We start from the raw sequence: 19,846 nt of genomic DNA, 5'->3' as shown, positions 1-19,846 counted from the left end.
CCACGATGGCGCGGATCACACTAAGGCAATTGCTGGACCATGCCGCCGAACGCGGCTACGGCGTGCCGGCCTTCAACATCAACAACATGGAGCAAGGCCTCGCCATCATGGAGGCGGCGGCTTCCTGCGATGCGCCGGTCATCATCCAGGCCTCGCGCGGCGCGCGGTCCTACGCCAACGACATCATGCTGGCGAAGATGATCGATGCGCTTGAAGAGATGCATCCGCAGATCCCGCTCTGCCTGCATCTCGATCACGGCAACGAGGAGGCGGCCTGCGCCACCGCGATCCGCTGCGGCTTCACCTCGGTGATGATGGACGGTTCGCTCAAGGCCGACGCCAAGACCGCAGCCGACTACGAGTACAATGTCGATATCACCCGCCGGGTGGTCGATATGGCCCATTGGGTCGGCGCGTCGGTCGAAGGCGAACTCGGCGTGCTCGGCTCGCTCGAGCATGGCGGCGGCGAGCAGGAGGACGGCCACGGCGTCGAAGGTAAGTTGAGCCGCGATCAGCTGCTCACCGATCCTGACCAGGCGGTCGATTTCGTCCGCGCCACCAAGGTCGACGCGCTGGCAATCGCGATGGGCACCTCGCACGGCGCCTACAAGTTCACGCGCCGCCCCGACGGCGAGATCCTGGCGATGCGCTTGGTCGAGGAGATCCATACGCGGCTGCCCAATACGCATCTGGTGATGCACGGCTCGTCCTCGGTGCCGCAACCGCTGCAGGACATGTTCAACGCGTTCGGCGGCGAGATGCCGCAGACCTGGGGCGTGCCGGTCGAGGAGATCGTCCGCGGCATCAAGCACGGCGTACGTAAGGTCAACATCGACACCGATTGCCGCCTGGCGATGGCGGCCGCCTTCCGCAAGGTCGCCGTGCAGTCGAAGAGCGAATTCGATCCGCGCAAATTCCTCAAGCCTGCGATGGATGCGCTGCGCGAGCTTTGCCGTGACCGCTTCGAGCAGTTCGGCACCGCCGGCAATGCCGCCAGGATCAAGGTGGTTGCGCTGCCGGAGATGGCCCGACGCTACCGCGCCGGCGCGCTCGACCCGCAGATTGGAAAGATCACCCAGGCCGCCTGAGCAGACGGCGCCGAACGACAGGAGATTTCGATGAACATGCAGCAGTCGATCACGGTGCGCGGCAAGGATCGCTACAAGTCCGGCGTGATGGAATACAAGCGGATGGGCTATTGGGAGCCGAACTACGAGCCCAAGGACACCGATGTCATCGCCTTGTTCCGCGTCACGCCGCAGGACGGTGTCGATCCGACCGAGGCATGCGCGGCGGTGGCCGGCGAATCCTCCACCGCGACCTGGACCGTGGTGTGGACCGACCGGTTGACGGCGGCGGAAAAGTACCGGGCCAAGTGCTATCGCGTCGATCCGGTGCTGAACTCGCCCGGCAGCTACTTCGCCTATATCGCCTACGACCTCGACCTGTTCGAGCCGGGCTCGATCTCGAACCTGACGGCGTCGATCATCGGCAACGTGTTCGGCTTCAAGCCGCTGAAGGCGCTGCGCCTCGAGGACATGCGGCTGCCGACCGCCTATGTGAAGACCTTCCAGGGCCCGGCGACCGGTATCGTGGTGGAGCGCGAGCGGCTCGACAAATTCGGCCGCCCGCTGCTCGGCGCCACCGTGAAGCCGAAGCTCGGACTGTCCGGCCGCAACTATGGGCGTGTCGTTTATGAGGCGCTGAAAGGCGGGCTCGACTTCACCAAGGACGACGAGAACATCAACTCGCAGCCCTTCATGCACTGGCGCGAGCGCTTCCTCTACTGCATGGAGGCGGTCAACCGCGCGCAGGCCGCGACCGGCGAGATCAAGGGCACCTATCTCAACGTCACCGCGGCGACCATGGAGGACATGTACGAGCGTGCCGAGTTCGCCCATGAGCTCGGCTCCAACATCGTGATGATCGACCTCGTGATCGGCTACACCGCGATCCAGTCGATGGCGAAATGGGCGCGCCGGAACAACATGATCCTGCACCTGCATCGGGCGGGTCACTCGACCTACACCAGGCAGCGCAGCCACGGCGTCTCGTTCCGCGTGATCGCGAAATGGATGCGGCTCGCCGGTGTCGACCACATCCATGCCGGCACGGTGGTCGGCAAGCTCGAGGGCGATCCGAACACCACGCGCGGCTACTACGACATCTGTCGCGAGGACTTCAACCCGATGCAGCTCGAGCACGGCGTGTTCTTCGACCAGAACTGGGCCAGCCTCAACAAGCTGATGCCGGTGGCCTCCGGCGGCATTCATGCCGGCCAGATGCATCAGCTGCTCGATCTGCTTGGCGAAGACGTCGTGCTGCAGTTCGGTGGCGGCACCATCGGCCATCCCCGCGGCATCCAGGCCGGCGCCACCGCCAACCGCGTCGCGCTGGAAGCCATGATCCTCGCTCGCAACGAGGGCCGCGACTACGTCCATGAGGGCCCGGAGATCCTGGCCAAGGCGGCGCAGACCTGCACGCCGCTGCGCGAGGCGCTCGACGTCTGGAAGGACGTCACCTTCAACTACGAATCGACCGACGCGCCCGATTTCGTTCCCACGCCGAGCATGGCGGTCTGACAGGAGGTTCTCATGCGCGTGACCCAAGGCTGCTTCTCTTTCCTGCCCGATCTCACCGATGAGCAGATCGCTGCGCAGGTGCAATACTGCCTCGACAAGGGCTGGGCGGTGAACATCGAGTTCACCGACGATCCGCACCCCCGCAACACCTATTGGGACATGTGGGGCCTTCCGATGTTCGACCTGCGCGATGCGGCAGGGATCATGAAGGAGCTCGCCGACTGCCGGCGGGTCTATGGCGACCGCTATATCCGGATTTCCGGCTTCGACTCCAGCCACGGCTGGGAGTCGGTGCGGCTGTCCTTCATTGTCAACCGGCCGCGCGAGGAACCGGGCTTCCGGCTCGACCGCCAGGAGGCGGCCGGACGCAACCTGCATTACTCGACGCATGCTTACGCGGCTGGCCGCCCCGAGGGTGAACGCTACAGCGATCACTGACCGCGTCCGGGCTCATAAGCCAGGCGGGTTGCTCCCTCGACCGTCTGGTCCGGATGCACTTCTCCGTCGTCGCCGCAGCGACGACGGAGCTTTTCTCGAAGCGAGAGGATGATGACCCAAGCGCAAGAACAAATTAAAGAGCAAATCCGCGAGACACCACCCGCAACCATCGACCTCCGGCATGAATTCGCCGACCTCGGCATCGGCGACGTGCTCGACCAGCTCGATTCTGAATTGATCGGCCTCAAGCCGGTGAAGACGCGTATCCGGGAGATCGCCTCGCTGCTGCTGGTCGAACGCATCAGGCAGAAGATGGCGCTGGCAACGACGTTCCCGACGCTGCACATGTCGTTCACCGGCAATCCCGGCACCGGCAAGACCACTGTTGCGCTGCGGATGGCCGGCATCCTGCACAAGCTCGGCTTCGTGCGCCGCGGCCATGTCATCAGCGTCACGCGCGACGATCTCGTAGGGCAATATATCGGCCACACCGCGCCGAAGACCAAGGAGATTTTGAAGAAGGCGATGGGCGGCGTGCTGTTCATCGACGAAGCCTACTATCTGTACCGCCCCGAGAATGAGCGCGACTACGGCCAGGAAGCGATCGAGATCCTGCTGCAGGTCATGGAGCAGCAGCGCGAGGATCTGGTGGTGATCCTGGCCGGCTATGGCGACCGTATGGAGAAATTCTTCCAGAGCAATCCGGGATTCCGATCGCGCATCGCGCATCACATCGATTTCCCGGACTATTCGGACGCGGAGCTGCTGTGGATCGCCGAGCTGATGCTGCAGCAGCAGAATTATCGTTTCTCCCCCGAAGCGCGCGAGGCGTTCACCCGGTACATCGGCATCCGCAAGGCGCAGCCGTTGTTCTCCAATGCGCGCTCGATCCGCAACGCGCTCGACCGCATCCGGCTGCGCCAGGCTAACCGGATCGTGGCGAAGCTCGACCGCACGCTCACGGCCGACGACGTGATGTCGATCGAGGCCGGCGACGTGCTTGCCAGCCGCGTGTTCACCAAGGGGGGCGGCGGGACGGGCGAGGGACGATGAACCAGGCGCTGGCCGTCATCAGGAGCGCCGGGACGCGTGACATCATTGCGAACGCGCGTGCCTTGATCTTCGACGTCGACGGCACGCTCGCCGAGACCGAGGAGGTGCATCGCCGCGCCTTCAACGAGGCGTTCGCCGAGGCCGGCCTCGATTGGTTCTGGGACCAGGTCACCTACGCGCGGCTGCTTCGGGTCGCCGGTGGTAAGGAGCGCATTCGCGCCTTCGACCAGAGGAACGCGGTACCGTCGTTGACATTCGCCGACATCGCCGGCCTGCACGCAATCAAGACCGCGCGCTACGCCGCGCTGATCGCTGCGGGCGGCTGCCCGTTGCGGCCGGGCGTGCGGGCCTGGCTCGCCGGCGCGCGCAGCTGCGGCCAGCGCCTCGCGATTGCCACGACGACCTCGCACGGCAATATCGACGCGCTGCTGTCGGTCGCGTTGGGGCTAGATTGGGCGGATCTGTTCGAGGCTGTTGTCGCCGGCGACGACGTGCCACGGAAGAAGCCGGCCCCGGACGTCTATGTCGAGGTCCTGACGCGGCTCGGGCTCGGACCTGCGGATTGCATCGCGGTCGAGGATTCCGGCAACGGTCTCGCCGCCGCCGCGCAGACCGGCATCCCCGTGGTCATCACAAGAAGCACCTATTTCAGCGACGACGATTTCGCCGGAGCCCTGCTGGTCGTCGATGATCTCTCCCAGATCGATGCCTGAAGGCCGCTGCCGCCGCTGGCTGGCTCTCCGAGAAATTTATTCGGATGCTTAAATAAATGGTTCTTGCGTCCATTGCGTAGTGAGGGCACAATCCTACCGAAAGTTGCCAGAAAGAGTGCCGCGTCACTTGGTTGACCGCGGGACTTGCCAGCAATTCCGGGAGAAAGCGCCTCATGATCCCCATAGCCCCAATAAATTTATTCTGTTGACTAAATAAATGGCTGGCCGATGCTTGCATCCATATGATACTCGGGGTGTCTTCTACCGAAGATTGTGAGCGGCGGTGCCGCACCAAAAAAGAGTCGGGCGGACGCTGACGCTCGCCGACAATTCCGGTAGCTGATCGTGCGGGAGTGAGCATTTGGCGCTCTTGATGGATTCAACCGACATTCCGCTGTTTTGGTTCGTGACGGCTCCGGCGCCGATCCGACATCGCCGCAGATCTGTCGCCGGCCCACGAACGATAGCGGTCGATTGACGCTGTCCAAGGCGGCAGTACCCCAAAATCAAAAAACCAAGGGAGTGAAGCATGTTCAAATTGAAAACCACCTTGTTCGCGCTCGCGCTGGCCGGCCTTGCGGCGACGGCGTTCGATCGCGACGCCATGGCCCAGGCCAAGCCGACCGTCGGGATCGCAATGCCGACCAAATCCTCGGCGCGCTGGATCGACGACGGCAACAACATCGTCAAGGTGCTGAAGGAGCGCGGCTACGGCACTGACCTGCAATATGCCGACGACGACATCCCGAACCAGCTCTCCCAGGTCGAGAACATGGTGACCAAGGGCGCCAAAGTCCTGGTCATCGCGGCGATCGACGGCACCACGCTGTCCGACGCGCTGAAGCAGGCCAAGGCCCAGGGCATCACCGTGATCGCCTATGACCGCCTGATCCGGGATACGCCGAACGTCGACTATTACGCGACCTTCGATAATTTCCAGGTCGGCGTGCTGCAGGCGCAATCGATCGAGAAGGCGCTCGGACTGAAGGACGGCAAGGGCCCCTTCAACATCGAGCTGTTCGGCGGCTCGCCCGACGACAACAACGCCTATTTCTTCTACGATGGCGCGATGTCGGTGCTGAAGCCCTATATCGACAGCGGCAAGCTCGTGGTCGCCAGCGGCCAGATGGGCATGGGCAAGGTCGCGACGCTGCGCTGGGACGGTGCGACCGCGCAGGCGCGGATGGACAACCTGCTCAGCGCCTTCTACGGCAAGAAGCGCGTCGACGCGGTGCTGTCGCCCTATGACGGCCTGTCGATCGGCATCATCTCCTCGCTGAAGGGCGTCGGCTACGGCAGCAAGGACCAGCCGATGCCGTTCATCAGCGGCCAGGACGCCGAGGTGCCCTCGATCAAGGCGATGCTGCGCGGCGAGCAATACTCGACGATCTTCAAGGACACCCGCGATCTCGCCAGGGTCACGGCCGACATGGTCGACGCCGTGCTGAGCAAGAAGGAGGTCACGGTCAACGACACCAAGACCTACAACAACGGGGTCAAGGTGGTTCCATCCTATCTGCTCAAGCCGGTCGTGGTGGATAAGACCAATTGGGAGAAAGTCCTGATTGACAGCGGCTACTACAAGCGCGCGCAATTCGACTAAGGCGGACGAGCGGAGCGGGCTGATAGTGCCGAGGCCGAGTGACGTTGCGGAATATGATCCGATGACGGCGATGCTTGAGATGCGCAACGTCAGCAAGAGTTTTGCCGGCGTGCAGGCCTTGCGTGACGTCAGTTTCACCGTGGAAGCCGGCCAGATCCATGCGCTGGTCGGCGAGAACGGCGCGGGCAAGTCGACCCTGATGAAGGTGCTGAGCGGGGTCTATCCCGCCGGCAGCTACGAAGGGTCGATCCTGTTCGATGGCGAAGAGCGCCGGTTCCGCGATATCAACGACTCCGAGGCGCTCGGGATCATCATCATCCACCAGGAGCTGGCGCTGATCCCGCTGATGTCGATTGCCGAGAACATCTTTCTGTCGCGCGCGCCGTCGCGGTTCGGTGTGGTCGACCGCAATGCAGTGTATCGGCGGACGGCAGAGCTGCTGGCACAGGTCGGCCTGCGGGAATCGCCGGACACTCTCGTCACCGATCTCGGCGTCGGCAAGCAGCAGCTGGTCGAGATCGCCAAGGCACTCTCGAAAAGGGTGCGGCTCCTGATCCTGGACGAGCCGACCGCGAGTCTCAACGAGGCCGACAGTGCCGCGCTGCTGGACCGGCTGCTGGTGTTCCGCGAGCAGGGCATCGCCTCGATCCTGATCTCGCACAAGCTGAACGAGGTCGCGCGGGTCGCCGACCGGATCACGGTGCTGCGCGACGGCCGCACGGTCGACAGTATCGATTGCAAGACAGGGCAGGTCGACGAGGACCGGATCATCCGCAGCATGGTCAATCGCGATCTCGCGCATCGCTTCCCGGAGCGGAACGTCGCGATCGGCGATCCCGTGATGACGGTGCAGAACTGGTCGGTGTATCACCCGCTGCATACCGCCCGGCAGGTGATCAAGAACGTCGATTTCATGGTGCGCCGTGGCGAGGTGGTCGGCATCGCCGGCCTGATGGGCGCCGGCCGCACCGAGTTCGCCATGAGCCTGTTCGGCAGGGCCTGGGGTTACAATATCTCCGGCAGGATCAGCCTTGACGGACGCGAGGCCAACCTCACCAGCGTGCCGGATGCGATCCATGCCGGCCTCGCCTATGTCACTGAAGACCGCAAGCAGCTGGGCCTGATCCTCGCCGACGACGTCCGCAAGAACGTCACTCTGGCGAGCCTGCGTCAGGTCGCTGATCGCGGCGTGATCGACGACGTCGTCGAACTGAAGGCCGCGAGCGATTACCGCAACCGGATGCGGATCCGCTGTTCCGACGTCTATCAGGAGGCCGGGCAGCTCTCGGGCGGCAACCAGCAGAAGGTGGTGCTGTCGAAATGGCTGATGACCGATCCGCAGGTGCTGCTGCTGGACGAGCCCACCCGCGGCATCGACGTCGGGGCAAAATACGAGATCTATTGTATCATCAACGAGCTCGCGGAGGCCGGCAAGGGCGTCGTGGTGATCTCGTCGGAAATGCCGGAACTACTCGGCATCTGCGACCGGATCTGTGTGATGAATGACGGCGCTTTCGTCGGCGAGTTCGCTAAGGGCGAGGCGACGCAGGAGAAGATCATGCGGGCCATCATGCGCAATGTCAGGATGTCCGGAAGCGGCGCCCCTGCCAGTGAGGCGCGGGCGGGAGGCACAGCACAATGACCGACAAGACGGTGTCACTTCCCGAGACCCCCAGGCATTCCGGCTTCATCAAGAACAATCTGCGCAACTACGGCATGCTGCTGTCGCTGCTCGCGATCATGCTGTTCTTCGAGATCGTGACCGACGGCACGCTGCTGCAGCCGGTCAACCTTACCAACCTCGTGCTGCAGAACAGCTATATCGTGATCATGGCGCTCGGCATGCTGCTGGTGATCGTCACCGGGCATATCGACCTCTCGGTCGGCTCGGTCGCGGGCTTCGTCGGCGCAGTCGCGGCGGTGCTGATGGTGACCTACCATGTCGACTATCCGATCGCCTTCATCGTCTGTCTTTTGATCGGTGCCGCGATCGGCGCGGCGCAGGGCTACTGGGTCGCCTATTTCAAGATTCCGTCCTTCATCGTGACGCTCGCGGGCATGCTGGTGTTCAAGGGCCTTGCGCTCGCCGTGCTGCAGGGCCGGTCGGTCGGGCCGTTTCCGCCGACCTTTCAGAAGCTGTCGTCGGGCTTCATCCCCGAGCTGTTTCCGAGCGCCGGCACGCTCTATCCGACTTCGCTCCTGATCGGCGTCGTGCTGGCATTCGCGCTGGTGTTGGCAAGCGCCAAGAGCCGGGCGCGGGAGCAGTCGCACGGCATCGAGGTCGAGCCCTACGCGTTCTTTGTGGCGAAGAGCATCGCGCTGGCGGGCGCGGTGCTCTACTTCACCTATCTGATCGCCTCGCATCGCGGCCTGCCGAACGTGCTCGTCATCATGACCGTGCTGATCGCGCTCTACGGTTTCGTGACGCGGCGGACCGTGATCGGCCGGCAGGTCTATGCGGTCGGTGGCAACGCCAAGGCGGCGAAGCTCTCGGGCGTCAAGACCGAGCGGCTGACCTTCTTCACTTTCGTCAACATGGGCGTGCTGGCCGCGCTCGCCGGCCTGGTGTTTGCAGCGCGCCTCAACACCGCGACACCGAAGGCCGGCCTCGGCTTCGAGCTCGACGTGATCGCCGCCTGCTTCATCGGCGGCGCCTCGGCCTATGGCGGCGTCGGCCGGGTCGGCGGGGCGGTGGTCGGTGCCATGATCATGGGCGTGATGAACAACGGCATGTCGATCCTCGGCATCGGCATCGATTATCAGCAGGTGATCAAGGGCCTCGTGCTGCTGGGTGCCGTCTGCATCGATGTCTACAACCAGCGCCGCTGATTGCCGCCCAGTCATGATCCTGCGCTAGGATGCCCGCGCAACGCAGGAGAATGCCGCGTGAAGCTGTCCATGCCGATGCGCTGAACATCGGAAACATCCTCGCCGAGGTCGGCCGCACCGTTGCACGGTCCGTGAGTCATACGTGCACGCTCTCGCGACACGGATTGTCCGGCTTTGCGTCTCGTCCCACTTCTCGTTGAACAGAGGCCACCGCGGCGCTATTCGCTACCGACCTCGCCGGTGATGACGTTGCCGAACAGCTTCCAGCTCTCGCCCTCGAACCGCATCAGCTGCGACTGCTCGATCGGACGGAAGTCGTTCGCACTGGTGTTGATCCTGATCCCGGGCAGGATCATCTTCGGCGCAAAGTCCTTCAGGCCGGCGGCCTGCTTCATCACATTCTCGCGTGTGAGATCATCACCGCACTGCTTGAGCACCTGCGCGAGAGTTTGCGCGGCGGCGTAGCCATAGACGTGATTGCCGTTGGTCTTGTCGCCATCGGGCATGTATTTGTCCATGAAGGCCCGCCATTCCTTGGTTTCCGCATCGTCGTGCCAGATCGTGTCGGTCGGATCCTTGAGGTAGGCGACCGAGATGATGCCTTGGGAATGCTCGGTGCCGGCGGCGCGCATCACAGAGGCGACCGACGTTGCCGTCGAGGTCAGGAAGAAGGTCGGCTTCCAGCCGAGCTCGGCGACCTTCTTGATGGTCTGCGCCGCGCCCTTCGGCGCCGCCCAGGTGAACAGGATGTCGGCGCCGGAGGCGCGCAGCGCCACGATCTGCGAATCTAGCGTCGGATCGGTCAGCTCGTAGGACTTGTCGGCAACGATCATGCTGCTCGCCTTGTCGCCGAGGCCGTCGCGCAACCCTTTGAGCGCATCCTTGCCGGCATCGTCGTTCTGCCAGAGCACTGCGATCTTGCCGTTCGGGAATTTGTCCAGGATGTATTTGGCGTAAATCCGCCCCTCGCTCTGGTAGTTCGGCTGCCAGCCCATGGTCCAGGGAAAGCCTTGGGGATCGCCGAAGCGCGTCGCGCCCGATGCGATGAAGAGGTGAGGGACCTTCTTGCCGTTCAGATATTTTTGGATCGCGACATTGGGCGCGGTGCCAAGCGGCTGGAACACCAGCAGCACCTCGTCACCCTCGACCAGCTTGCGCGCCTGTTCGACCGATTTCGGCGGCGAAAAGCCGTCGTCGTAGCTGACGAAGTTGATCTTGCGTCCGTTGATGCCGCCCTGGTCGTTGATCATCTTGAAATAGGCCGCTTCGGTCCGGCCGATCGCGCCGTAGGCGGACGCGGGACCGCTATAGGGCATGATGTTGCCGATCTTGATCTCGGTATCCGAGACCCCGGGACCGTAGTTCGTCTGTGCGAGCGCCGGCGACAGCGCACCGATCGTTGCCGCAACCGCCACGCATGCGCGAAGCCAAAATCCGTCCAACATCCCTGGGTCACTCCCTAATGATCCGCTGATCGCCTTGTGACGTACGCGCCGGCCCGCTCCTCGAGGGACCGGCGCGTTGACGCCCGGCGAAGTTTATCGTATGCGCTTCCGGACTGGAAACGTTTCCAGATTAGCGCGCGTTCCCACCGATGGCAATATTCCTGCGGCCGGAGAGATGTGACAAATGAGCAGACTGGAGCAGACGAGCCCGGATCATGGGTCGAGGCCGCCGCTGGTTGCCGAATGCGATGTCGTCGTGGTCGGCGCCGGCTTCGGTGGGCTCTATGCGATCTACCGGTTGCGCGAACTCGGGCTGAAGGTGATCGGCATCGAGGCGGCGTCCGACGTCGGCGGCACCTGGTACTGGAATCGCTATCCCGGCGCGCGCTGCGACATACCGAGCCTGCTTTATTCCTACACCTGGTCGGAGGAACTGCGGCGGGAATGGCGCTGGAGCGAGAAGTACGCGGCCCAGCCGGAGATCCTGCGCTATGCGCAGCATGTCGCCGATCGGTTCGCGCTGCGCTCCCTGATCCGCTTCGACACGCGCGTGACTGATGCCGATTGGGACGAGGCGGCCGAGAGCTGGACCGTCCGTACCGATCGCGGCGATTGCATCGTCGCATCGACTTGCGTGATGGCGACCGGAAATCTCTCGGTGCCCAACAAGCCGAAGCTGCCGGGCCTCGAGCGTTTCCACGGGCCGGTCTATCACACCGGGCAGTGGCCGCATCAGGAGATCGACTTCTCCGGCTTGCGCGTTGCCGTGATCGGCACCGGCTCGTCGGGTGTGCAGACGATCCCGATGGTCGCAAAGGCGGCGCGCCGCCTCACCGTATTCCAGCGCACGCCGAACTACTCGGTGCCGGCGCGCAACGCGCCGCTGTCCGATGCCGACATCGCAGCCGCCGAGCCCGTGATCGCGAAATATCGCGAGAGCCTCGAGAGCCCGGAGTTCGGGCGGGTGCCTGCGAATGCATTCGACGCGCCGGTGCCCGAGCGTGACGCACAGTGGGCGCGCTATGAACAGCTGTGGGAACAGGGCGGCGGTGGCATCCTGACCGCATTCCCGAACATCCTGACCGACGCGGCCGTCAACGACGTCGCCTGCGATTTCGTCCGCGACAAGATCCGCGGCATCGTGAATGACCCGGCGACGGCGGAGGCGCTGTCGCCGAAGGATTATCCGCTCGGCGTCAAGCGCATCTGCATCGATACCGGCTATTTCGCGACCTACAATCTGCCGCATGTCGAGCTGGTCGATTTGCGCACGGAGCCGCTGACATCAGTTACCGAGACCGGCGTCGAGACCGCGACGCGGTCGTTCACGCTCGACGCGCTGGTGCTGGCAACGGGGTATGACGCGATGACGGGGGCGCTCGCCGCGATGCAGATCCGCGGGCGTAACGGCGCGACGTTGAAGGAGGCGTGGGCCGATGGCCCCAGCGCCTATCTCGGCCTGATGGTTTCGGGGTTTCCGAACCTGTTCGTCGTGACCGGGCCGGGTAGCCCCTCTGTGATCGGCAATGTGATCCACGCCTGCGAGAACCATGTCGAGTGGATCACGGCCTGTCTTGGCAGCATGCGCGCCAGGGGATTGACGCGGATCGAGCCGGAGCCCGACGCCGAGCGCGCCTGGATGGCGCATGTCGCCGACGCCGCCAGCCGCACGCTCTATCCGAAGGCCAATTCCTGGTACCAGGGCGCCAATATCGCGGGCAAGCCGCGGGTGTTCATGCCCTATGTCGGCCAGGGCTATCGCCACCGCATCGCGCAGATCGCGCAGCGCGGATATGAAGGGTTTGTGCTCCGCTGAGAGCGGCGCTATGGGTGCTCTCTCTCCGTCATTCAGAGCGAAGCGAAGCAATGCATCGTTCCGCAGACTCGGTGGCAGTGGATTGCCTCGCTTCGCTCGCAATGACGTGGATGGAACTATTCGACCTGAAAAGCTGGAACCGTTTTCAGAACTCAGGCGTTTCGCCGGACTACTTCCGTCCTCGCGTGGTTGTCGCCGGTGCGGCGCAGGAGTGGCGCAGGATGAGGCGCGTCGGCAGGAACACGGGGGCGCTGCTGCCGGACTTGTCCTTGTCGCGGATGCGCTCCAGCAGCAGCCGCGCGGCGGTGCGGCCGACCTCGTTCATGTCCCAGCTCAAGGCTGAGATCGCGGGCGTCGCATGGCGCGCGAGATCGGTGTCGCCGCTGCACACGATCGAGACGTCCTGTGGATAGCGCAGGCCGTTGCTGGTGATCGCCTCGAGCACTTCGGCAAGCATGCTGGTGCCGAGCGAGATGATCGCGGTCGGCGGTCTCGTCATCTGCAGCAACTGGCACACCGAGCTGAAGGCGGTGTTGGCGCCCGGCATGTGCGGACGGATCAGGGTCGGGTCGACCTCGATCTTCGCCTCTTGATGCGCCTGGCGATAGCCGGCGAGCCGTTCCGTGCTCGGCAGTACCGCGGCGCTGCCGGTGAGCAGCGCGATCCGGCGATGGCCGAGGCCGATCAGATAGCGCGTCGCCTCCAGCGCGCCGCCGCGGTGATCGACCCGAACCATCACGCTATCAGGCACTTCGCGGTCAACGGTGACGCAGGGCAGGTCGAGCGTGGCGAGCCCCTTCATGAAATCCCTGTGCGAATTGTCGCCGGCGAACAGCAGCAATCCGTCCATCTGGCGCCGCCGCACCGCCGACAGGAACGTCGCCTCGCGCGCCTCCTCATGCTTGGTCGCCGCCAGCATCAAGAGGAAGCCGGCGCGCTGGAATTCCTCCTCCGCTGCGCTCACCATGCCGGTGTAGTGCGGATTGGAAAAATCGGCCACCATGCAACCGATCGTGTTGGAGGCCCGCGAGCGCAGCGCCTGCGCCGCCTGATCGGGCTCGAATCCGAGGCGCTTCACTGCGCGCATGATGCGCGCATGCAGTTCCGCGCTGGTATAGATGCCGCCATTGAGCGTGCGGCTGACGCTCGAGACGGAGACGCCGGCCTCGGCCGCGACGTCACGAATCGTCGGTCGTGTCCGTCGCGCTTTGATCATCGGTGGTCGGGCCCCGTCGGTTCGGCATTGCCGCGGTCAGGCGCGCCAATTGCGGCGCGCAACAGGCGGCATCACCAAACCTAATCAGGCTCCGCCCCGAATCTCAAATGATTCCTGTCGCGACGGCTCTGGCGTCACGCCGATGCCGAGGTCTCGTGCTGGCGAAACGCGCCCCTGTGCACCGCGCAGATCACGCCGTGCTCCGGGAGCGGAAAGACCAGGGAGGTGATGTCGGCGCGCCAGTGGGCCGCGCTGTTCGGGGCGCCACTGACCGGTGCGCCGTCAGCGTCGGATGGTGAATTCATCCGGACCTCGCCGTGATTCCCACTTGGCCTGCTCGAGCTCCGGACGGTCGCATTCCCCCTGAGGGTAGCCGATGCAGAGGTAGCCGATAAACTTCCACGTGGCCGGTATTTCCAGGATCTCGTGAACGCGGACTGGATTGAAGATCGAGACCCAGCCGAGGCCGATGCCTTCCGCGCGCGCGGCAAGCCACATCGAACAGATCGCAGCCACCACCGAGTATTCCGTCGTCTCCGGCATCGTCGCACGTCCGAGGCCGGAGCCGATCTGGTCGCTCTTCTCGGCAAACACGGCCAGATGACCGGGCGCCTCTTCGAGGCCGGATAGCTTCAACGCCGCATATTTCGCGGCACGCTCGCCGGAATAGGATCGCAGCGCGTCGGCGTTGCAGGTCTTGAAATCCTCGATGACAGCGCGGCGCCGCGCTGCATCGTCGACAATGACGAACCGCCAGGGCTGGCTCAACCCGACCGAAGGCGACAGGCAGGCGATCTCGATCAGCCGCTCGATCGTGCCGTCCGGCAGCGCATCAGTCCGGAAGCGCCGCACATCGCGTCGCCACACGAACAGCTCGTGCAGTTGTCGGCGAAACGCATCGTCGAATGCGACCATCGCGGGGCCTTTGCCGGGATCGATCGTGTTGCTCATTTCAGCTTCATCGGCAGGCCCGCAACGACGAACTCGACCTCGTCCGCCGCACCTGCAATGTTCTGGTTCATGAGGCCTGCGGCGTCACGGAAGCTCCGCGCCAGTGCGTTGTCGGGTACGATGCCGAGGCCGACCTCGTTGGTGACCATGATGACGGGGCTGCGCTGGCGGGGCAAAGCGTCCGCCAGCCGCGCGACTTCCCGCGACCAGTCGCGCTCCGCATGCAACAGGTTGGACAGCCACAGCGTCAGGCAATCGACCAACCTTGCGCCGCCGCCATCGGTCTCGGCCAGCGCCTCCACGAGATCTAGCGGCACCTCGCGTTCGATCCAGTCGCTGCCGCGCCGTGCGCGATGCTTGGCGATGCGCTCATCCATCTCTGTGTCGAGCGCCTCGGCGGTCGCAACGTAGACCGGCTGACCTGGAAAGCTGCGCGCGCGCAATTCGGCGCGGCGGCTTTTTCCGGAGCGGGCTCCGCCGGTGATCAGAATGACGGCCATGTGGTCTCCCGTTGCGAACCGGTGTCCGTTTCGCCTCAAAAACGCTCTAACCACCAATCGCGGCAAAAGACAAAGCCGAAATCAGCCACGGAGGGCTTGCACTCCGCCGACGTCTTGCGCATCAGAGGATCGTAGTGAGGAGAGGTGCGTGGGTTTTGCGGGAGCGATGGCGGTGGCGATGGCTGTGGACGCCTTGATCGGCTGGCCGGCTTGGCTGTTTGCCCGCGTCGGCCATCCCGTGACCTGGCTCGGCTGGCTGATCCATCTCGTCGATACCGCCTGGAACCGGGCCGTCGATCCGCCGGCGCTTCGGCGTATCGCCGGTGTTGCGGCTGCCATCCTGGTGATCGCGCTCGCGACGACGGTCGGTTGGGCCGTGCAGTCATTGCTGCCATCCGGATGGATTCGCCTCGTCCTTGTCGGTGTGCTCGCGTGGCCGCTGGTTGCGCTGCGCTCGCTGCATGATCATGTTGCGGCGGTGGCTCATCCGCTCGTCTCTGGCGACGTCGCGGCCGCGCGTTCGGCGGTCGCGCAGATTGTCGGACGTGACCCGGCAACGCTCGATGACGCCGGTATCGCGCGCGCGAGCATCGAGAGCCTCGCCGAGAACGCATCCGACGGCATCGTGGCGCCGGTGTTTTGGGGCGCGGTGTTCGGGCTGCCGGGAATTCTCGGCTACAAGGCGGTCAACACGCTGGACTCGATGATCGGCCATCGCACGGAGCGGCACGAGGCGTTCGGCTGGGCCGCTGCCCGGATCGACGATCTCGCCAATCTCATTCCGGCGCGGCTGACGGGTGTTCTGTTCGTGCTGCTTGCCCCGAAGCGCCCTCAGGCCAGGTCGTGCATGTTGCGCGATGCGCGGCGCCATCGTTCGCCGAATGCCGGATGGCCGGAAGCCGCGATGGCCGGCGCGCTCGGCGTGCGGCTCAGCGGGCCCCGCATCTATCATGGTCACATCGCCGATGAGCCCTGGCTCAACGAGGGCGCGCGCGATCCGGCCGCCGCCGACATCCTCGCCGGGCTGAAACTCTATCGTTACGCCATGATGCTGCTGGCCGCGGCGTTCGTGGCGCTGGCGCTGGCGTGAAGGAGCGGCGCATGCGCGAGCACGGCGGAAATCTCGATGTCGCCCAGCAGCGCTTCGGCGGCGCCGCGGAAGACTGGATCGACCTGTCGACCGGCATCAATCGGGTGCCTTATCCCTTCGTCGATGTCGAGCTGCGGCAATGGAGCGCGTTGCCGTCGCAATCCGAGGTCGAGTCGCTGCACGCCGCGGCGCGCAAGGCCTACGGCACCGACGCGCCGATCGTGGCGGTGGGCGGTGCGCAGGCCGCCATTCAATTGCTGCCGCATCTGGCGCCGCGCGGACGAGCGCGGATTCTTGCGCCGACCTACAATGAGTATGCCGGGATGTTATCGGCCGCCGGTTGGGACGTGACCGAAGTGTCCGATCTTGCCGCGCTTGCAGAGGCTGAGCTTGCCGTCGTAGTCAATCCGAACAATCCGGATGGCAGACAACATGATCGGCACGAACTGCTCGCGCTGCTGCCGCGCGTTGGCCGGCTCGTCATCGACGAGAGTTTTGCGGACGCGGTACCCGGCATCTCGCTTGCGCCAGAAGCAGGACAGCCAGGCCTCCTGATCCTACGTTCATTCGGCAAGTTCTACGGACTTGCCGGCTTGCGGCTCGGCTTCGCCGTCGGCAGCGAGCCGGATATCGCCGCGCTTGCGGCGATGGCGGGACCGTGGCCGGTCTCGGGTTCGGCGATTGCGATCGGGCGACGGGCCTTGCTCGATCGCGACTGGGCAATTGCGACGATTGCGCGGCTGGCGGACGACTGTGTCAGGCTCGATATGGCGGCGCGATCGAAGGGGTGGACGCTGCTCGGCGGCACGCCGCTGTTTCGCCTCTATAACGTCGGCGATGCGCTGGCTGCGCAGGAGCGACTTGCGCGTGGGCTGATCTGGTCGCGGGTGTTCCGCCAGAAGCCAGAATGGCTGCGCCTCGGTCTGCCTGGCAATGAGACCGAATGGTCGCGCCTTTCCGCGGTGCTGTCTTCGGTCTAGCGGCGAACTTGGCGGCAACTCGCCCCGCGTGCGGTCACTTCCGGGGAGGACGTTGCCAAAATATCGAAAACAACCCCATGCACAGTAGCCGGCAGCGGCCGGCATTCGACCAGGCGACTTGGGGCAACTCACGGATATTGCTCCAATATTCCGAAATCAGGCAGACGTCCTCTGAAGAACGGGAGAGGGAGCACAGCGCTGTCGCTGTTCGAGCTGATTTCATTCGGCGCTAGCGCGCCAGCGCGAGCAGGCCGTCGACGTCGAGATGAGTCTCGATGTGCTCGGCCAGTGCGTCGAGTGCGCTCCCGACTCTGGCACCGTACGGCTGATCCGCCGCGGGGATATCGAGCTGCGCAAGAAATGCCTTTCGGCAGGCGTCCGAGGTGAACAGGCCGTGCAGATAGCTGCCGTGAACACGCCCGTCACGCGACATGGCGCCTTCCGGCGCGCCGTCGAGCATCGAGAAGGGCCGCGCGCGATCCGGACCATCGGTGCGCCCGATGTGGATCTCGTAGGCGCTGATCGGCTGACCGGTCGCCGCATGCACCGCGCTGACGCGGGTCAGCGTCTTCTGTTCGGACATGGTGGTGGTGACGTCGAGCAGCCCGAGCCCCCGTGTTTCGCCGGCCGGGCCTTCGATTCCTTCAGGGTCGGCGACGCTTTGCCCAAGCATCTGGTATCCGCCGCACAAGCCAAGGACATGGCCGCCGCGGCGATGATGCGCCAAGAGATCGATGTCCCAGCCCTGCGCGCGCAGGAAAGCAAGATCGCCGCGGGTCGATTTCGAGCCGGGCAGGATGACGAGGCGCGCGTCGCCCGGAATGGCTTCGCCGGGCCGCACCATCACGAGATCGACACCGGGCTCGAGTTTCAGCGGATCGAGGTCGTCGAAATTGGCGATCCGCGACAGCGCCAGAAACGCGATCTTGCATTGGCCGGGCCTGCGCGCCTCGCCCAGCCCGAGCGCATCTTCGGCCGGTAGCTCGCCGGCGCGCGCGAACCAGGGCAGCACGCCGAAGCCGCGCCATCCGGTGCGGGCTTCGATCAGGCGGTAGCCGTCGTCGAACAAGGTCGGATCGCCGCGGAATTTGTTGATCGCAAAGCCCTGGATCATTGCGGCATCATCAGGATCGATCACCGCCTGGATGCCGACGAGCTGCGCGATCACGCCGCCGCGGTCGATGTCGCCGATCAAGACCACGGGCACATCTGCCCGGCGCGCAAAGCCCATATTGGCGATATCGGACTTGCGCAGATTGACTTCGGCGGGGCTGCCGGCGCCTTCGACCAGCACGAGGTCGGCGCGCGCCTTCAGGCGCTCAAAACTCTCCAGCACCGCGCCCATCAGCGACGGTTTCATGGCGGCATATTCGCGCGCGCGGGCGGTCGCGATCCGCTTGCCGTGCACGATGACCTGCGCGCCGACATCGGTTTCCGGCTTGAGCAGCACCGGGTTCATGTCGGTGTGCGGCTCGACGCCGGCAGCGAGCGCCTGCAACGCCTGCGCGCGCCCGATCTCGCCGCCGTCGACGGTCACGGCAGCATTGTTCGACATGTTCTGCGGCTTGAATGGCAGCACGCGCAGGCCGCGCCGTTTGGCTGCGCGCGCGAGGCCGGCGACGATGAGCGACTTGCCCACGTCCGAACCGGCTCCCTGGATCATCAATGCGCGCGCCATGATCGATTATCGCTTCAGAACTCGACGCCCGGCTGGGCCTTGATGCCGGAGCGGAACGGGTGCTTGACCAGCATCATCTCGGTGACGAGGTCGGCGATCTCGATCAATTCGTCCTTGGCGTTGCGCCCGGTGAGCACGACATGCGTCATCGGCGGCTTCGACGTGGTCAGGAAGTCGACGACATCGGCGATATCAAGATAATCGTAGCGCAGCGCGATGTTGATTTCGTCGAGTACGACCATGCGCAGGCTCGGGTCTGCGATCAGCTGCTTGGCTTTTTCCCAGCCGGCCTGCGCTGCCGCGATGTCGCGGGCGCGATCCTGCGTCTCCCAGGTAAAACCTTCGCCCATCGCGTGGAATTGACAGAGGTCGCCGAAATGCCCGGTGAGCAAACGGCGCTCGCCGGTATCCCAGGCGCCCTTGATGAATTGCACCACGGCGCAGGGGAAGCCATGCGCCACGCAGCGCACGATCATGCCGAAGGCGGAGGAGGATTTTCCTTTGCCAGCGCCGGTATGAACGATGATCAGGCCCTTTTCACCGCTCTTGGTCGCCATGATCTTGTCGCGGGCGACCTTCTTTTTCGCCATCTTGGCCGCATGGCGCGCATCCAGTGCAGGGTCGGTGCCGACGGCGCCGTCCTCAGCGTCATCTCCATCAGAAATCATCACGTTCCTTCGGCTTGACAAGTGCGAGGCTAGGCCGAATGGTGACCCCGCGTTGGTTCCTGTCCTACGACAGGCGAAGAGGGAATGCGATAGGGCTCAGACCGCAAGGTTTGCCCAAAGCGCAGCCGCCCCCGCGACCGTGACCGGAGAGATGCCCAAGCCACTGATTCCCTGATGGAGTCGGGAAGGTGGGTATCAAGGGAGAAATCCTGCTCCGCAAGCCGGGAGACCTGCCGACGCAGTGTGTTTGAGACCGGCGGACGGGGTGTTCCGCGACGGGGAAC

At 64.6% G+C, this 19,846-nt stretch carries 18 protein-coding genes and 1 riboswitch; of the genes, 11 read left to right on the top strand and 7 right to left on the bottom strand.

The window, feature by feature from the left end; all coding sequences use genetic code 11:
• The first annotated feature begins 5 nt into the window (after window positions 1-5).
• The 8 genes from fba to mmsB all read left to right on the top strand — a co-directional run bounded on the left by fba (window position 6) and on the right by mmsB (window position 9,218).
• Entirely contained in the window at window positions 6-1,088 is a 1,083-nt protein-coding gene (fba, locus tag AKN83_RS05665; RefSeq protein ID WP_050405062.1) for a class II fructose-bisphosphate aldolase, read from the top strand.
• 36 nt (window positions 1,089-1,124) lie between these two features.
• A complete protein-coding gene (locus AKN83_RS05660) occupies window positions 1,125-2,582 on the top strand; it encodes a form I ribulose bisphosphate carboxylase large subunit (RefSeq protein WP_050405115.1) in 1,458 nt (485 codons plus the stop codon).
• 12 nt (window positions 2,583-2,594) lie between these two features.
• Window positions 2,595-3,020, top strand: a complete 426-nt coding sequence (locus AKN83_RS05655) for a ribulose bisphosphate carboxylase small subunit (RefSeq protein ID WP_050405061.1) — start codon at window positions 2,595-2,597, stop codon at window positions 3,018-3,020.
• 111 nt (window positions 3,021-3,131) lie between these two features.
• Window positions 3,132-4,073, top strand: a complete 942-nt coding sequence (gene cbbX / locus AKN83_RS05650) for a CbbX protein (RefSeq protein ID WP_050405114.1) — start codon at window positions 3,132-3,134, stop codon at window positions 4,071-4,073.
• Window positions 4,070-4,786, top strand: a complete 717-nt coding sequence (locus tag AKN83_RS05645; RefSeq protein ID WP_050405060.1) for an HAD family hydrolase — start codon at window positions 4,070-4,072, stop codon at window positions 4,784-4,786. Before cbbX ends, AKN83_RS05645 begins: the two co-directional genes overlap by 4 nt.
• Window positions 4,787-5,315: 529 nt before the next feature.
• Window positions 5,316-6,389, top strand: a complete 1,074-nt coding sequence (chvE, locus tag AKN83_RS05640; protein ID WP_050405059.1) for a multiple monosaccharide ABC transporter substrate-binding protein — start codon at window positions 5,316-5,318, stop codon at window positions 6,387-6,389.
• Window positions 6,390-6,450: 61 nt separating this feature from the next.
• Window positions 6,451-8,031 (top strand): multiple monosaccharide ABC transporter ATP-binding protein, encoded by a 1,581-nt coding sequence (gene mmsA / locus AKN83_RS05635; RefSeq protein WP_050405058.1) that lies wholly within the window; start codon window positions 6,451-6,453, stop codon window positions 8,029-8,031.
• Window positions 8,028-9,218 (top strand): multiple monosaccharide ABC transporter permease, encoded by a 1,191-nt coding sequence (mmsB, locus tag AKN83_RS05630; RefSeq protein WP_050405057.1) that lies wholly within the window; start codon window positions 8,028-8,030, stop codon window positions 9,216-9,218. The genes mmsA and mmsB overlap by 4 nt, the downstream gene beginning before the upstream one ends.
• A gap of 218 nt (window positions 9,219-9,436) precedes the next feature.
• On the opposite strand, the gene AKN83_RS05625 is transcribed toward mmsB, so the two are convergent.
• Window positions 9,437-10,663 carry an ABC transporter substrate-binding protein gene (locus tag AKN83_RS05625; protein WP_050405056.1) on the bottom strand — a complete coding sequence of 409 codons (1,227 nt, stop codon included), beginning with the start codon at window positions 10,661-10,663 and terminating at the stop codon, window positions 9,437-9,439.
• Window positions 10,664-10,847: 184 nt separating this feature from the next.
• Between AKN83_RS05625 and AKN83_RS05620 the strand changes: the two genes are divergently transcribed.
• A complete protein-coding gene (locus AKN83_RS05620) occupies window positions 10,848-12,479 on the top strand; it encodes a flavin-containing monooxygenase (RefSeq protein WP_050405055.1) in 1,632 nt (543 codons plus the stop codon).
• Between the two features lie 169 nt (window positions 12,480-12,648).
• Here the strand turns inward: AKN83_RS05620 and AKN83_RS05615 are convergent, their stop codons facing one another.
• The 4 genes from AKN83_RS05615 to cobU form a co-directional block, all read right to left on the bottom strand.
• Complete coding sequence (locus tag AKN83_RS05615) at window positions 12,649-13,695, bottom strand: LacI family DNA-binding transcriptional regulator (protein WP_050405054.1); 1,047 nt, start codon at window positions 13,693-13,695, stop codon at window positions 12,649-12,651.
• Between the two features lie 134 nt (window positions 13,696-13,829).
• Window positions 13,830-14,000: a hypothetical protein gene (locus AKN83_RS39470; RefSeq protein ID WP_157113223.1), complete on the bottom strand. Its 171-nt coding sequence runs from the start codon at window positions 13,998-14,000 to the stop codon at window positions 13,830-13,832.
• A complete protein-coding gene (bluB, locus tag AKN83_RS05610; protein WP_050405113.1) occupies window positions 13,978-14,610 on the bottom strand; it encodes a 5,6-dimethylbenzimidazole synthase in 633 nt (210 codons plus the stop codon). The genes AKN83_RS39470 and bluB overlap by 23 nt, the downstream gene beginning before the upstream one ends.
• 32 nt (window positions 14,611-14,642) lie before the next feature.
• The gene (gene cobU, locus AKN83_RS05605) at window positions 14,643-15,146 is read right to left on the bottom strand and encodes a bifunctional adenosylcobinamide kinase/adenosylcobinamide-phosphate guanylyltransferase (protein ID WP_050405053.1); all 504 of its coding nucleotides are present in this window, start codon (window positions 15,144-15,146) and stop codon (window positions 14,643-14,645) included.
• 148 nt (window positions 15,147-15,294) lie between these two features.
• Here cobU and cbiB point away from each other — a divergent pair, with 148 nt between their 5' ends.
• Window positions 15,295-16,236, top strand: a complete 942-nt coding sequence (cbiB, locus tag AKN83_RS05600) for an adenosylcobinamide-phosphate synthase CbiB (protein WP_063695198.1) — start codon at window positions 15,295-15,297, stop codon at window positions 16,234-16,236.
• Window positions 16,237-16,247: 11 nt separating this feature from the next.
• The gene (gene cobD / locus AKN83_RS05595) at window positions 16,248-17,216 is read left to right on the top strand and encodes a threonine-phosphate decarboxylase CobD (RefSeq protein ID WP_050405112.1); all 969 of its coding nucleotides are present in this window, start codon (window positions 16,248-16,250) and stop codon (window positions 17,214-17,216) included.
• A gap of 229 nt (window positions 17,217-17,445) precedes the next feature.
• On the opposite strand, the gene AKN83_RS05590 is transcribed toward cobD, so the two are convergent.
• The gene (locus AKN83_RS05590) at window positions 17,446-18,894 is read right to left on the bottom strand and encodes a cobyric acid synthase (RefSeq protein WP_050405051.1); all 1,449 of its coding nucleotides are present in this window, start codon (window positions 18,892-18,894) and stop codon (window positions 17,446-17,448) included.
• A gap of 14 nt (window positions 18,895-18,908) precedes the next feature.
• Window positions 18,909-19,562 (bottom strand): cob(I)yrinic acid a,c-diamide adenosyltransferase, encoded by a 654-nt coding sequence (gene cobO, locus AKN83_RS05585; protein ID WP_050405050.1) that lies wholly within the window; start codon window positions 19,560-19,562, stop codon window positions 18,909-18,911.
• Window positions 19,563-19,598: 36 nt separating this feature from the next.
• Window positions 19,599-19,814, top strand: a riboswitch (cobalamin riboswitch).
• Window positions 19,815-19,846 lie beyond the last annotated feature (32 nt).

The organism is Bradyrhizobium embrapense (genome assembly GCF_001189235.2).
Classification (GTDB): domain Bacteria; phylum Pseudomonadota; class Alphaproteobacteria; order Rhizobiales; family Xanthobacteraceae; genus Bradyrhizobium; species Bradyrhizobium embrapense.
This window is presented reverse-complemented; position numbering and strand designations above follow the sequence as displayed.

Bases quoted from the DNA above. Each gene is read 5' to 3' on its own strand.
- fba (WP_050405062.1), top strand. From the start codon at position 6: ATGGCGCGGATCACACTAAGGCAATTGCTGGACCATGCCGCCGAACGC.
- AKN83_RS05660 (WP_050405115.1), top strand. From the start codon at position 1,125: ATGCAGCAGTCGATCACGGTGCGCGGCAAGGATCGCTACAAGTCCGGC.
- AKN83_RS05655 (WP_050405061.1), top strand. From the start codon at position 2,595: ATGCGCGTGACCCAAGGCTGCTTCTCTTTCCTGCCCGATCTCACCGAT.
- cbbX (WP_050405114.1), top strand. From the start codon at position 3,132: ATGACCCAAGCGCAAGAACAAATTAAAGAGCAAATCCGCGAGACACCA.
- AKN83_RS05645 (WP_050405060.1), top strand. From the start codon at position 4,070: ATGAACCAGGCGCTGGCCGTCATCAGGAGCGCCGGGACGCGTGACATC.
- chvE (WP_050405059.1), top strand. From the start codon at position 5,316: ATGTTCAAATTGAAAACCACCTTGTTCGCGCTCGCGCTGGCCGGCCTT.
- mmsA (WP_050405058.1), top strand. From the start codon at position 6,451: ATGACGGCGATGCTTGAGATGCGCAACGTCAGCAAGAGTTTTGCCGGC.
- mmsB (WP_050405057.1), top strand. From the start codon at position 8,028: ATGACCGACAAGACGGTGTCACTTCCCGAGACCCCCAGGCATTCCGGC.
- AKN83_RS05625 (WP_050405056.1), bottom strand. From the start codon at position 10,663: ATGTTGGACGGATTTTGGCTTCGCGCATGCGTGGCGGTTGCGGCAACG.
- AKN83_RS05620 (WP_050405055.1), top strand. From the start codon at position 10,848: ATGAGCAGACTGGAGCAGACGAGCCCGGATCATGGGTCGAGGCCGCCG.
- AKN83_RS05615 (WP_050405054.1), bottom strand. From the start codon at position 13,695: ATGATCAAAGCGCGACGGACACGACCGACGATTCGTGACGTCGCGGCC.
- AKN83_RS39470 (WP_157113223.1), bottom strand. From the start codon at position 14,000: ATGAATTCACCATCCGACGCTGACGGCGCACCGGTCAGTGGCGCCCCG.
- bluB (WP_050405113.1), bottom strand. From the start codon at position 14,610: ATGGTCGCATTCGACGATGCGTTTCGCCGACAACTGCACGAGCTGTTC.
- cobU (WP_050405053.1), bottom strand. From the start codon at position 15,146: ATGGCCGTCATTCTGATCACCGGCGGAGCCCGCTCCGGAAAAAGCCGC.
- cobD (WP_050405112.1), top strand. From the start codon at position 16,248: ATGCGCGAGCACGGCGGAAATCTCGATGTCGCCCAGCAGCGCTTCGGC.
- AKN83_RS05590 (WP_050405051.1), bottom strand. From the start codon at position 18,894: ATGGCGCGCGCATTGATGATCCAGGGAGCCGGTTCGGACGTGGGCAAG.
- cobO (WP_050405050.1), bottom strand. From the start codon at position 19,562: ATGATTTCTGATGGAGATGACGCTGAGGACGGCGCCGTCGGCACCGAC.